Genomic DNA, 13,798 nt, shown 5'->3' on the forward strand with positions numbered 1-13,798 from the left:
GGATTTACGATTACTTGCGGTGTTTAGGGGATTTTTCCGGAGTTTGGGGATGTTGGACGACCAAAACGGAACAGGGTGCATGGTGGAGTACGTAGCTGCTGACACTCCCTAAAAAGACTTCCCCTAGGCCCTTTAAACCCCGGCGTCCGAGGATAATTAGGTCGGCTTGTTGGTTTTTGGCGATCGCACAAATGGTTTCGCTGGGATCACCAATTTGTCGGTGGATGGTGGTTGGGATTTTTTTGTGGCGGGCTTGGTGAGCGAGGCTTTGGAGCCAATGATCGACGTTGTTGAGGTGCTGCTGGAATTGTTCTTCTTGGAGGGCGATCGCCGTTGAATCGATCATGCCTCCGTAGGCCGCGAGGGAGCCGATTTCGGGCATCGCCACAGGTTGGGGCTGGACGCAGTGAAAAATGGTGAGGGTCGCTTGGAATTTTTCGGCGAAATTGAGGGCCTGGGCAAAGATACTGGGATCTTCGGTGCGATAGTCGAGGGCCACGAGAATTTTTTGAATCGCCGTCGTCTGTGGCCCAGGGGTAGTGGTTTGGGCAGATGGGGTCGGTAACATAGCAGCGTCCTCCGACAGTGACAACAAGAGCAGTGCCTTTCTACTTCCAGTGTGTCATTCCATCGGGGAAATCCCAGGGCTTTGAGAGAAAAATTTATGTTGTCACCTGGGGGACAATGGCTAGCGATCGCAGACGGTTGAGGGCTGCCACCAGTTCAAATTTGCGGAAATAGCTCAAATCGGCCTGGGGATATTCACTGAGAATATCAAGTCCTTCCGCTTCGATGTCGCCTAAAACCCGGTTCAACATTTCTGTAAGGGTGAGATTATCTTGGCCATACCGATCACGACCGTAGAGAATACCAAGGGCGATCGCCCGCAGTTGGGTCGTTTCAACCAACTGTTCCACGGCACTGAGGTCAATGTCTTCGGTACCAAACCCAAGGCGACTGGTATCGCGCACTTTAATGGTGACGGCCCGTTTTCCCCGACTGGCATCAATGCTCTCGGCAGCAGGAACACGGGGGGTAATGGTGCCAAATTGTGTGCCTCCCTCTAGGCGTCTTTCGGTTTTGTGGTTGGTGGCAATGTGTTTAGCGGTGGTGGTGACATCCTGGGGTTGAAAGTTATCCATGGCAATCACCGTATCGGCCACATCAAAATAATCGCCACTGCCCCCCATCACGAGAATTGTTGAAACCCCATGATCCTGGTAGAGTTGGCGCACCTTATCCACAAAGGGGGTAATCGGTTCTTTGTCCTTGTGGATGAGCTGTTGCATGCGGCGATCGCGGATCATGAAGTTCGTGGCGGATGTGTCCTCATCTAGTAGTAAAGCCGTTGCTCCCACTTCTAACGCTTCGATGATGTTGGTGGCCTGGGAGGTGCTGCCGCTGGCATTATTGCTCGAAAAGGTTTGGGTCGATTGGCCCTGGGGCAACTGGTTAATAAACGGCGAAATATCAACACTGGCGATGCTGCGTCCGTCCTCGGCCCGAATTTTGACGGCGTTAGCATCGGTGATCACCCATTCCCGCCCGTCCCCCGGCAGATGGTTATACACCCCCAATTCAATTCCTTTGAGCAGGGTTGATTTGCCATGGTAGCCGCCCCCAACGATCAGGGTAATCCCCTGTTTAATCCCCATCCCTCTGATTGGGCCATGGTTTGGGCAGTCAAAGCTCACCGCAAGTTCTGGAGGACTCTGGAAGGGAATTACATTTTCCGTTAAAGGATGGGCATCGACACCGCTCTGTCTGGGTAAAATCGCCCCATTGGCAATAAAGGCAACAAGACCCCGTTGCGCCAGTTCACTGCGGATCCAGTCGGCATCTTCGCTGGTTTCGACGTGGGTTTTTAGGGCCGCGGCGTTGAGGTTCTGGAAAAGTAAGGACTTTTGCACAATCTGGGGTAGGTCGTAGCACAGCATTTCCTCCGCTTGGCGACCTAAAATCGACCGTCCCTTAGCGGGTAAGCCCACCCAAAAACGTACTTCCAAGTCTTGGTCATCAATAAATACAGCGGTGCGTTCTAATATTTCCTGGGCAGGTTCTACCCCTTGGATCAAGCCGCTTTTGCCGGTTCCCCGAAAGCCACTAAAGTCTTTGGCCACTTGATAAAACTGCCTGGTGAGGTAATCCCGTAGGGCAATTTCGCGACTGAGGCTGTTGTAGAGGGCAGAGGGAAACTGGGCGATCGCCTGGGGGACAATCACACTGCACTGGGTCGGAGCGGCAAAGGGATCTCCCTGGACGTAATCAATGATCAGTGTGAAGTCTGGGAAGCTGTACTCCCCTTTTATCTGCTTGTAGGCCTTATATCCCCGGCTATCGAGTGCAAACAGGAGCGCGGAAAGATCGGCTTGGCTTTTCATAGATCAACTGGCAAACGCACTAAAATCAAGTGGCTGAGAAACGCATGACGTGCTTTCCAGATTACACTTTAGGGCCGATGCAACCCAAATTTTCACCCTAGAAATTGTCCTTCTCCCTGACCAAAACACGCTACAGTAAATGTGATGCTTGCCATTGTTCTTTTCGTGTCATCACTGCATCCATGCGCTATTGGTTGATCAAATCAGAACCCAGTGAATATAGTTTGGCGGATTTGGCTGCCGATGGGACAGAACTCTGGGATGGGGTGCGGAACTATCAAGCGCGGAATTTTTTACAGCAAATGGAAAAAGGCGATCGCCTCTTTTTTTACCACTCCAACACCAAACCCCCCGGTATCGTCGGCCTTGCTAGGGTCACCCAAGCGAATCTGGTTGATCCGAGCCAATTTAACCCGGAAAGTAAATATTTTGACCCCAAGGCGACCCCAGAAAAACCCCGCTGGTACACCGTCGAAGTGGGCTACCAAGAAACCTTTGCCGAGATCATCACCCTGAATCAACTCAAGGCCAGCTTTACCCCCGAAGAATTTGCCGTGGTGCGTCGCGGAAACCGTCTTTCTGTGATGCCCGTTCCTGAAACCGTTGCTGAACGACTCCTGGCGATGGTGTCTTAGATAAAGCTTGTTTGTGACCATAGAAAAAGGTAAAAGGTGATTCCCAAACCCTTTACCCGTTAAAACTTTAAATTTTGCCTTGCTGGAAGTGGTGCCAGAGTTAATTCTGGGCTTGGACTTGCAGGAGGTGGACAGAGCCAGCCGGAATTTCGACGATCCGGAGGTCATCAGGGGAACCCATGCCGGAGAGAATCCCTACCGCCGCGCCGAGGAAGCCAAACTGTTGTTGGGTACCAATACTTGTGCCAGCAGCCCCAGCGAGGGAGGTGGTGAGATTTCCCCAAACGGCACTGTTTTGCTTGGCCATTTCTTGGGCGGTGCGCTGGGTGACGGTGCGGCCAGGAATCATCGTACTACTTTGGGCTTGAATATTCACCACTTGGCCATTGACGATAATCGAATCAGCAACGAGGATTGCGCCATCTTTATGGGGTTTAACCCGTAGGGTAATGGGGGTATTCGCTGGGGCAAGCAGTTCTCCCGATGCACTCCGGAGATCTTGGAATAACGGCAGGGTCAAAGGATAGTCATCTTTTTGGCCGACATCGACAACGACAGCACTGGGAAAGTTCACCAAAATGGCACTAGCGGGGCTGAGTTTTGCCATCAGGGAAGTGGGGGCAGCGGGAGTGACGGGAGGCGTTGCAAGGGTCGTCGGCGTAGGTGAGTGATGATTCGGGGAAGAGTTGATCGGTGCTGCGGCAACGGTTTGGGTAGTGGTATCGGTGCTGCCAGTGCGGGCTTCGAGACCAGCAAGGCGGGCTTTGAGTTGTTGCAATTGGACTTCAAGGGAAGGCTCGGCGATCGCCCCTTGGGGGTTGGCAAAAGCGGGGGCCGGGGTACCCATCACCAGAAGGGATAGAAAGGGAATCGTTGCAGACTTGAGGAGGCGTTGGTAGAGAGAGGATTGAAACAACATGGCAGGTTCTTCCAGTAAAAATAGCGGCTTCGAGGGGTGCGGGAGAATCATCACCTTGGCTCGATGCTGGGTAGTAGTTACTGGCTTGGGGAACTGATGCAGTTTTTTAGGACAAATGCCTCTATTGATAACGGACGGTGAAGTTGTTATCGACGGGCAAAGCTTCGTAGGGATAGCAACTAGGGAACGGCTCGAATCGCTGTTCGAGGGTACGCACATGGCTTAGGGCCGCCTGATCAATAATGTTGGCACCGCTGGACTGGGCCACCTGGAGATTTTGGACGCGACCATCTTTCGTGAGGAGATAGTTAACTTCGGTGCGCCAGACCCCAGGGGACGGCGGATAGGGGGGCCGCCAGGTATTGCCCATGGTGGCTTTGAGGTTGGCTAGATAAAAATCTACCTCAGCTTGACAGGCTAAACTCAGGTCGGTCATGTCCGGGGTATCGGTGGCGGCCGTATTTTGATTGAGATCCCGAAACGCGATCAGGTGATTATCGATGTCCTGGGAAACGGGAGCCGGTAACTGGGACTCGCGCCAAATCTCAGGGTTTAAAAATTCCTGTAAGTCTGGGGAATTGGCGATCGCCTCGGTGGGGTTAAAAGACTCCACTTGATCTTGACCGTCACCCAAATTGAAATAACGCTCACCACTACGGAGCCGCAAACCCTCTGGATATTGAGCTGAAATAATCAAAATTTCCCCTTGGAGCGTTTCAATGGCCTGGAGATTATCGTCAACAACAGCCCTGAGCAAAATTGGGTCAGTTCCTAGGGGTTGAATGGTGAGGGAGGCTTCCTTGATCTCCGAAGAATCCTGGGATAGTTGCTTGCTGGCAGCACCGGATTTCTGCTGTCGTTTAGGGGCTGCTGAACTCCGTCCTGGACTGAGATGGACACCATATTTACAGCCGCGATTGTTCCCCTGACGCCAACTGAGGGTCACTTTGCCGCCGACAATGACACAGGGAAAGCGGTACTCCGTTTGTTGTTGGTCTGGCCCCGCCTGTAACAGGAGGCCATCGTAACTTTGGCCACCGCCCACGAACGCAAGGCGCGCTAGGGAACGGTTATTGCCGGGGACGATTAAGGCTTGACTTTGGTTGGTCAGACGATTGCCCACGCGGGCCGGGTTGGGGCGTTGGTTGCCATTTTGGAGTAAGAGGCGATCGCCCTGGAGAGAAGCAATTTGACTGGCATTGGGGGTGCTGGCCTGGAGGAAGGGGGTAAAACCCAGAAGCCCCAGAAGCGCAACATTCAATAACGTAATGGGCTTAAACATGGTTTTTTAGTAGAACGAAGGACTATCGGGATAAATTTCCGGGGATGAATTTGGATTTTCGGGGGGGAGATCGTTGGGATTGTTTTCAGGTTCGGGATCAGTCGGTAAATCCGGTAAGGCAAACTGACACCGCTCAAACTCACGGATAAAGTCCTCGGCCCGTTGCTGGAGTCGCGTCAGTTGTGGCCCCTCAGGAGCATTGACATCGTTCAGCCAACTGGCCTCCGGTTGCGCCAAAAAAGCATAGGGGTTGTTGGTAAAGTCCCAGGCCCCCGGCGCGATTGTTTGGGCTTCCTGGAGAAAACTTTGGAGAGCGGTGAAGTAGTTTTCGCAGAAACCGCCGTTATTTGTCCCAGCGGTATTTCCGGTCGGCGGTTGCTGGACGGGGGGACGGATCGGCCAGCCGGAGTTAGGGGTAGTCGGAGCATTGGCCAGGGTTTCTTCTTGGGGAAGCCAACTACTGGGGGCGAGAAATTCTTGCAATTCGGGGGAATTGAGAATGGCCGTCGCATTAATCGGTTCCACCTGGGGGCTGGCGTTAGGGTTCGTCCCATCGAGGCTGTAGCGTTGGCCGGGCTGGAGCGTAAACCCTCTGGGGTGAGCCGCCGAAGTGAGGGTGATTTCGCCAACTAGGGCATCAACAATCTGGCGATCGCCTAGGGTGCGGGCCTGGAGGATCACTTCATTGCTGTCCTTGGGCTGGATGACGATCCCCTCGATAACCTTTGTCGTCGCCTTTTCTTTTTCTGTTTGTTTCAAGCCTTTTTTATTGCTGCGGTTGGGGCTGAGATAAATCCCTTCTTCACAACCGCGATTATTGCCCTGACGCCAACTGAGGGTGACTTTACCCCGACTGACGACACAGGGAAATTGATAATGGGTTTGTTGGAGATCGGGGCCAGCTTGCACCGCTAAACCAGCGTAATTTTGGCCGCCACCCACAAAGGACAACCGCGCCAGGGAGTAGTTATTGCCGGGGACAAGGAGAGTTTGACTACGATTTTCGAGGCGATCGCCGATCCGGGCAAAGCTGGGCCGTTGATTCCCCCGTTGGATCATGAGGTAATTTCCCCGCACGGAAACAATTTGGCTGGCTTGGGGCAAGGTCGCCACGGCCAAGGACGTAAAACCGAGGCAACAAAGGCTACTCAGGAGGGCAATTTTTGGGGGCTTCACGGTATTTTTCCTCAATGGTTTGGCTAAATAATGCGTCAAATTATTCATAGGGATCAGCGGATTCTGGGGCCACTTGGCAAGCTTTCAGTTGCGTGGCGATCGCCTCGTAATCCCCCACAAAAATCGTTTCTGTCAATGTTCTGCCTTGGAGGGGCGCACAGGTCGGGGCGGCATAAAAGGAGCGATCGCCGTAGAAACCACATTGTTGATCGGTGTGGTCACGCCAGAGGGCTTCAAGGTCTTGGAGAAGCTGACAGGGGAGTTGCTGGGCTTCCGTCGGGTTATTGATTTCCCCGTCCTGGTTGAGGTCAGCGTTTGTTCCCTGGGGACGTAAAAGGAGGCCATAAGTTTCCCGTAATGCCCCAGGGGTATATTGATCTTCATAATCCAAAAGGTTAGTTTCGGGCTTGAGACTGCCAAATTCTCCCTGGGCGAGGGCGGTTTCGAGGGTAGGCAATTTTTGCTGTTGGATCAGCGCAACCAATTGTTGTTCTGTTTGGCTGGCAAGGTCTTGTAATTCCTGTTGTTGGGCCGCCGCTAAATCAGGTCGTGCCTGGAGTTTGGTGATCTCCTGCAAAATTTTCTGGTAATAGGCGATCGCCAAATCAAAGTCCCCCGTATTTTGTCGCCGTTGGGCAATGGTCAGGAACCGGGGTAAATCCCGGAGGAGGGTCGGGGTTGTGGCCGAGCTATTAATCGAAATCGTCTCGATAATTTTGAGCGATCGTTGGCGTTCCCACCAAGTCCAGCCCCCTGCTAAACCTAGCAATACCAAAGCCACAGAGGAAAGCACCGCCAGTTTTTGGGCACCACGCCGAATTTTCCGTTCCTGGTCTAGTTCCCGTTGTTGCCGTAGGGCGATCGCCGTTTCCTCTTGGGTACGCAAATCCAGACCCAAGTTGATAAAAAACCGTTGGGCATCACTGAGGCGATCGGGACTTTTATCCAGCCAAAACTCGGCCTCCACCAAGGGCGCTTGCCGCAACAGATAACCGTCGCTGTTGTTGTGGCTTTCCCATTGCTCAATGGCGTTATTTAAACGGGTTTGCCATCGTAGGAAATCAGCATTATCGGCAATCCAACCCTGGAGACGTTGCCAGTGACGAATTAACGCTTCATGGACAATTTCGACGGTTTCAGTGTTGCGGATCGGGTCGCGGTTCGTCGTCAACAGCCGTTCTGAAGCTAATTGCAACGCGAGAGGCCAGGCTTTAACTTCTGTTTGCGGCAGAATCCGTCGGGTAGCCTCCGCCCCTTCCCGCACTTGGATCAGTTGCAAAAAGAGGGCTTGCACCTGGGGCCGCTGGTCAGCGGAGAGTTTCCCATAAACCTGTTCGGCATAGTCCCGGAGCGCGGCGGTAATTCCCCCCAGATTTTCGTAGGCGGTATGGGTGAGCCAACCTTTCTCTTGGTGGGGCCACAGTTGGGTCAGGGCAAATTCGAGGAGGGGTAAATTTCCCACCTGGTCTTGTACTTCTGTGATTATTTTTTCTACTAAACCCGGCTCAAACCTTACTCCCATCAGGGCTGCGGGTTGGGCGATCGCCGCCTGGAGATCCGCACGGGAAAGGGGTAGCAGAAATTCTGGTTCATGGCGTTGCCAGAGTTTCCCCAGGCCGGGATGTTCTAGCATTGGCCCAACACAATCGGCCCGCAGAGTAAGCAGCACCACAAACTGGGGCGCTTCTTGGATGGCTGCCACCAACAGATCTAAAAATTGCCGCTGTGCCTCTGGGTGATTAAGGGTAAAAAGTTCCTCGAATTGATCGATAATCAGCAGTCGGCGGGTTTGCCTTGGTTGGGTTTGCTGAATTTGTCCTAACGCTGTCCCTAAACTTTGAGTATCCTCTCGGAAGGATTGCAGCAATTTTGTTTCTGAAATATCGGGCTGCCACATCGCCACGGCATGGGCCAACCTTGCTACGGGATCGTTTTCGGGACGCATCACCTGGATCACCCAGTTGTACCTAGCATCCTGTCGCAACTGGGGCACAATCCCCGCAAACACCAGGGACGATTTCCCACTACCGGACGCCCCCACCAACGGTAACAGCGGTTGGCTTTGGAGCTTTTCTATCAACTTTTCTCGCAAACTTTCCCGCCCGAAATAAACCGCCGCATCCTGTTCCTGGAAGGTATTTAAACCGCGATAGGGACAGGGGGGCAAACCACCGAGTTGCAACCAAGTGGGGGGCAATAAAGCGCTATTTTGGCAAATGATTGGTAGCCAAGCCGCCCCAGGATAATCATTTTCTAGGCCTTGCAGTTGGCGGCGAGCCTGTTTCACTGCTTGATAAAGGGGCAGTTGGGCGATCGCATAACCTTCGAGAAAGCGCTGAAAAAAGTCCTGGGCGACTCGATTCGGCACCGGTTCGCGCATCACAATGGTCACGGGAATCTGGAGATTACCTAAACTATTCGCCAAACCCAACCCGTCACAGGAGTTGAAAATTGCCAACTGCAACCCCCGTTCCAAAGCTGTGCGCAGGCCTTCCTGCAAATGCTCCAGGGTTAAGCTGCGGTGTTCTGGCCCGTCGTGGAGATAGAGGCGGCCCGTTTGTTGTTCTGTCTGGCTGTGGCCCGCGAAAAATAAAATATCCCAACCCTGGTCATCCCAGAGGGCCGCATCAAATTCCTGGCGGGTGGGCTGCGTTAAAAATTGCACCTCCGCATCGGGAATTTCAGAGAGTTGTTGTTGTTCCGCCGTCAGATCGATGCCCTGGCTACTACCGAGGATCGCCAAAATGCGTACCTGTTGCCGTTTTTTCTGGGGGGTGATTTCTTTTAAACGATAAAACTGGGGCTGACTGAGGGCCACTTCCGCCAGGGGATAATCCACCAAAAATTGCCAACCCTGCCAGGGCAAGTGGTGCAAATGCGGGTCATCCGTCTGCAAAATTAACCGCAGGGGCATCTCTGGGGAAAGATGCGATCGCAGTGCCTGGACAATGGGCGTAAATCCGGGGCTGAGGAGCCATTCATTCAGTTGTCGTTGGAGCCGCTGGGACAAGTCCTCAAAGCTGACCTGGGACACATGGGTAACGGCGTCTTCTTCGATCTCAAAATCATCGTCATCATCGTCAAAACTGCGTATTCCCTCGGCCTGTCGCTGTCGTCCCAATTGCAGCCGTTGGGCGAGGGCGAGATAAACCGTTTGCCACTGCTGCAGACTATTGAGCAGGTCTGGGAAAGCGGGCAGTTGCCCAACAAATTGCTGGGGTAAAGGGACATCCATCTCCCAAATCTGGGCTGTAATTGTCGGAAACCCTTCGCTGAGGCTCCCCCGACCAAAGGCCAGGGAAATGGTGACGTTAGCATCACTGAGCCAATTAAATTTCAAAGGTTTCGTTGACGGTGCAACCATCGCCGCTTACCTCCACTTGAAATACTTTACCGGGAACACCCTTAAAGGGTTTGAGTTGAATGTAGCTGTCCTGTTGGCGACTGGTGATCGTTTGCAGCACTTTGCCGGACTTAGATTTGAGGGAAATACTTAAATCCGCTGGGAGATACTCTGCCTCAAAGGGGAGGAGTCGTGCCTGGATGCGAACTTTGTCGTCTTCGTCGGTGGGGGCGAGGGTGACGAGGAGAACCACCTGTTCATTGCCCAGGCTCAAACCAAGATCGAGGAGTTTACCAGCTTGGATATCTTCGCTGAGGTTACGGGTGGCAAAGGCGAGCTGGGCTTCGGGCAGCATCAACTGATCGAGGGCCTGCCAACCTTGATCGAGGACATTATCAAACCAGTTGCCGAGTTTCGTGATCGTTTCTGTCACCTGGTTTCTGAGGTCTGCCAGGGCATTCACGGGGAGGGGAATAGCGGCGGGGGAAAGGTAACGGCAGTCGGCGAGGAAATGATTCAGTTCGGCATCGAAGTGGTCGAGGCTGAGGCAATAATGGCCATCCCGCTTGGGGGCAGTTTGCAGGCGATCGCCCCGACTAATTCCTCGTAAAATGACGGTTTCTGCTTCTTCATCTACTTCGACAATGCCGTAGAAATGGGCGGCGAGTTCCGGTTGTTCAAGATATTCCTGGGGCCAGAGTACCTGTTCGTCGAGGTAGTCACTCTGGGCTAAAAGACAAACTTTAAAATCCCCTATGGTCACATAGGCCACCTGGGGCAGATGGGTCAGATCCCGTTGGCGACGTTTTTCTGGGAGGCGATCGCCAAGCCAATTTTCAAAGGCCACTAACCCCAGCCCGTTTAAATAAGCCTGCCACTGGTCAGCTTCTGGCAAATTTCCAGCAGGCCAGGTTTGAACAAGGGCATAGTCAAGCTCGCTGAGGGTAATTTCTTCGGGGATCAGTAGGCGGAATTCAGATTGGGTGAACATTTTGGGGCTCCTCGGCGTCAAGCAAGATTAGGGGTTAGTTTGGGGTGGCATTCGTTAAGTAATGCTTTAGTTTTTGGGCGTAGGCACTGTCGAAGCGACGGTTCTTGCCACTGCGGATTTCGGCGGCGGCCTCCGTAAACAGTTCTTGGTCTACAAATTGTTCTAGTTGCTGGCAAAGGGAACTTAGGTAGTTTGGGTCGGGTTCCGGGCCAGTGAGTCCCTTTTGGCGGGCGAGATCGAGGAGTTTGGCGAGCAATTTTTCCGTGGTTTGGCGACGCACCTGGTTCAGCAGATCCCCAGGATTGAGGATGCGGCGGGCTTGATCCCAGCTACTCATGCCCAGTTGGGGGGCAATTTCAGCGAGGGATTGGGCCTCGATGTAATAGAGGGAAAGACCTTGCAAATAGCGATCAGCAAAAGGTTTGTAGCGTTTGCTCTTGGCGAGTTTTTGTTGTTTTTGTTTGAGGTTTTCCCGGAGGCTCTCGTCAAAGGCGATCGCCAATTGGTCATGCAAAAATTGGATCAGCTCCCGTTGTTCGAGGTTCCCTTCATCGAGGCTTTCGTGGGGGAGATCCCGCCTGGGGGCATAGTCACCACTGTCGGCGTCGTAGGTTTCTAAACTTTCGCGCGATCGCCAAATGTCATATTGCCGCAACTGTTCCGCGAGGCGATGCAAATCCCCCAGGAGTAACTTCGGGGCGCGGCTCGGATAACCCTGGTCAACGCAGTAAACATCCATTTCCAAAAGTTGTGCTTCCGTGGGGGTTTGGCACTTGGTGCGTTGTTTCGTCTGTTGGCGGCGATCGCGACGATACACTCCATGGAAAGCCTTCAGCAGACATTGATCCGCAGGCGCTAACTGCTCAAACTGACTTTTGCGGGCGCGGTTTAACAAGGCCCAATCCGTGAGGTGCTGAAACCCGAATTCCGCTAAAAAAGCCCGGATCTCTGGATGTTGTTTCGTTTTTAGAAAAGCCCAATTTTTCAAACTGAGTTTATTTTCCCGTTGAGCCCCATAGGAGCGGAGAATTTCCACCGCAAAAATCTGAAACTGACAGGGGCTAAGTTGGGCCGCTTCGTTGAGTTGGACTTGATTGCTGTCCGTGGCCTCATCAATCAAAATTAACCTCTGGCCGTCGTCGTGGAGCACCAGAGGCAAAAGGTCTTGGTAAGAAAAATTCTGTTGGGCACTAAATAAACTCGCGAGGCGTTGGCAACTTTGGAGAATCGGTTGGGAGACGTAACACCGTAAACATAGCCCTGCTAATGCCTGATAATATGATTCCCCTTGGTTGCCTTGAAAGACCTGGAGGAGCTGCTCTGGTAAAGTATTAGCCGAAAAAGTTGTGGTCTCTAACCACGTTTGGGCGGTCGGGAGCGGTGCCCAGTGGTATCCTTGGCGATGCTGGAGACTGATGCGGTATAGGTGCCAGTACTGCTTCGGATAACTCATGATCTCCCCTTGGGTTCCCCATTCAAGCAAAAATGCATAGCGGTGTTTTTGTAAGTATCATTATCCTGTCGCTATACATCTTAATTGAGCTTTTTCTTAACAACTGGTTACCAAGCCAACATATTCCCCAAAAGACCTTGGCGCAAATTAGAGTCATTCACATAGCGCACGTTTTCTAGCTGTTGGTAGGTGGCATAACGGTGGGCTTCTGCTTGGATAACGGCAGAGCAATCCTTGGCACTCATGGAACCGATGGTTTGCATGCCCCAACCGGTATTTTGGGCATCGATATGCTGGGTCGTGGTACTGTCCGGGGTGCTGGTGCTATCTGTTACCGTTGCTTCGTTATGGAAACTGTTCACCTGGGTCATGTCTTCCATTTCCTGAGTATTACAGAATTCTTTGGCCTCTTCTACGCTTAGCCAGGGTTGATAGTCGTCGGCGATCGCCCCTGGGACAAAACTAAGGGGCAGTAACATTGTTAAGCCAAAAACAGCGAGCTTGTGAGTTGTGTTAAACATGGTTGGTTTCTCCGGGGGCGAGTAAAAAGTAGGTGGTCGATTTAAGGGCTAAGGGGTAATCCCAGGGACTCCATGAAATTTGGATCATGGGCGGGACTATAGATATCAATGGGAACACTAATTTGGGTGCCAATGGTCGGGCTTTGGATGCCGTAGGGAGCCAGGGGACTCGCGCCATTGCCATCAACAAAGTGACTACTGGTGCGTTGTTGGGTGGCGTTACCAGAGCCGACATAAAGCTGGCTGCTTGTGTTGGTCGTGGTATTGCCCCAGCAGGGTTGGTTACCCGTACCCATAAAGACTTGGTTACTTTGGTTAGCGGGAGTTGGAGAACCGTGGATTGCCACTTGGAGGGACACATCGGTCATCACACAGGCGGCCTGGGCAGGCATCCCGATAGAAGTTACGGGTACAAGCAAGGAAGGGGTAAAGATAATCCAGAAGGGGGAACCAGCAAAGAGAATTTTCATTGATTTGGCCTCGGTGAAGGGAACAGGGGAAAACAGGGCAGTTGTGAACGGAGAGTTGGGTTAAACCACTGCCCTGGTGTTGGTCTTAGAAAGAAAAAATAGAGCTTTGGTTTTGGAAGCTGTTCTGGAAGCTGCTGTTGTTGACGCTGTTGCCGAAACCAATCCCCGCGCCTGTTTGGCTGGCACCCACCTGGGCGACACTGGCATTATTGCCGAACCCAAAGGCGTCGGATTGGAGTTGGGTGCTGGATTGACCGAGGTTGTTGTTGACGTTGTTGAAAAAGCCATCAGCCACGGCAGTTTGGGAACCGACAATTGTAGACTGGGCGCCGTTGTTACCACCACTAAAGAAGCCGCTCTGATTTTGGAAATTTGATTGGCCCATGGTATTAGAAGTGGAGTTCCCCACACCGACGGCGGCACTGGTTTGATTAGAAATCATTGTGCTGCTAGAAACATTATCAGCTTTAGCGGGTTGAGCGATACTTAGAACACCGAGAGCGAGGAAAGCACCAGCGGTAGCAAGTTTGAGGGATTGGGGACGAGAGAAAGTGAAAGTAGTCATGGGTCAGTTACCTGTTGATTGATTGTTGTGTGTTGCCAGGTGATAGTGACCAGAAATTTTGC

General features: G+C 52.6%; 12 protein-coding genes. 1 reads left to right on the forward strand and 11 read right to left on the reverse strand.

The window, feature by feature from the left end:
- Positions 1–10: 10 nt before the first annotated feature.
- Complete coding sequence (locus tag AACT35_RS11645) at positions 11–568, reverse strand: universal stress protein (protein ID WP_099239579.1); 558 nt, start codon at positions 566–568, stop codon at positions 11–13.
- Positions 569–662: 94 nt separating this feature from the next.
- Positions 663–2,381 (reverse strand): ABC-ATPase domain-containing protein, encoded by a 1,719-nt coding sequence (locus AACT35_RS11650; RefSeq protein WP_099239581.1) that lies wholly within the window; start codon positions 2,379–2,381, stop codon positions 663–665.
- Positions 2,382–2,563: 182 nt separating this feature from the next.
- On the opposite strand from AACT35_RS11650, the gene AACT35_RS11655 reads away from it, so the two are divergent.
- A complete protein-coding gene (locus AACT35_RS11655; RefSeq protein WP_099239583.1) occupies positions 2,564–3,016 on the forward strand; it encodes an EVE domain-containing protein in 453 nt (150 codons plus the stop codon).
- A gap of 100 nt (positions 3,017–3,116) precedes the next feature.
- Here AACT35_RS11655 and AACT35_RS11660 read toward each other — a convergent pair whose 3' ends face one another.
- The 9 genes from AACT35_RS11660 to AACT35_RS11700 form a co-directional block, all read right to left on the reverse strand.
- Positions 3,117–3,935 (reverse strand): hypothetical protein, encoded by an 819-nt coding sequence (locus AACT35_RS11660; RefSeq protein ID WP_099239585.1) that lies wholly within the window; start codon positions 3,933–3,935, stop codon positions 3,117–3,119.
- Positions 3,936–4,056: 121 nt separating this feature from the next.
- On the reverse strand, positions 4,057–5,217 hold the full coding sequence (locus AACT35_RS11665; protein ID WP_099239587.1) for a TonB family protein: 1,161 nt from the start codon (positions 5,215–5,217) through the stop codon (positions 4,057–4,059).
- 6 nt (positions 5,218–5,223) lie between these two features.
- A complete protein-coding gene (locus AACT35_RS11670; RefSeq protein ID WP_099239589.1) occupies positions 5,224–6,393 on the reverse strand; it encodes a hypothetical protein in 1,170 nt (389 codons plus the stop codon).
- A gap of 40 nt (positions 6,394–6,433) precedes the next feature.
- The gene (locus tag AACT35_RS11675; protein ID WP_099239591.1) at positions 6,434–9,757 is read right to left on the reverse strand and encodes an nSTAND1 domain-containing NTPase; all 3,324 of its coding nucleotides are present in this window, start codon (positions 9,755–9,757) and stop codon (positions 6,434–6,436) included.
- Positions 9,723–10,727, reverse strand: coding sequence for a DUF1822 family protein (locus AACT35_RS11680; protein ID WP_099239593.1), 1,005 nt, complete (start codon positions 10,725–10,727; stop codon positions 9,723–9,725). The genes AACT35_RS11675 and AACT35_RS11680 overlap by 35 nt, the downstream gene beginning before the upstream one ends.
- 34 nt (positions 10,728–10,761) lie before the next feature.
- Positions 10,762–12,180, reverse strand: coding sequence for a hypothetical protein (locus AACT35_RS11685; protein WP_099239595.1), 1,419 nt, complete (start codon positions 12,178–12,180; stop codon positions 10,762–10,764).
- Between the two features lie 107 nt (positions 12,181–12,287).
- Positions 12,288–12,701 (reverse strand): hypothetical protein, encoded by a 414-nt coding sequence (locus AACT35_RS11690; RefSeq protein ID WP_012308275.1) that lies wholly within the window; start codon positions 12,699–12,701, stop codon positions 12,288–12,290.
- A gap of 41 nt (positions 12,702–12,742) precedes the next feature.
- Positions 12,743–13,171 carry a hypothetical protein gene (locus AACT35_RS11695; protein ID WP_030007391.1) on the reverse strand — a complete coding sequence of 143 codons (429 nt, stop codon included), beginning with the start codon at positions 13,169–13,171 and terminating at the stop codon, positions 12,743–12,745.
- A gap of 85 nt (positions 13,172–13,256) precedes the next feature.
- Positions 13,257–13,736, reverse strand: a complete 480-nt coding sequence (locus AACT35_RS11700) for a hypothetical protein (protein ID WP_012308273.1) — start codon at positions 13,734–13,736, stop codon at positions 13,257–13,259.
- Between the last annotated feature and the right edge of the window lie 62 nt (positions 13,737–13,798).

Origin of the sequence: Synechococcus sp. BDU 130192 (assembly GCF_963876085.1) — a bacterium.
Lineage (GTDB): Bacteria > Cyanobacteriota > Cyanobacteriia > Cyanobacteriales > MRBY01 > MRBY01.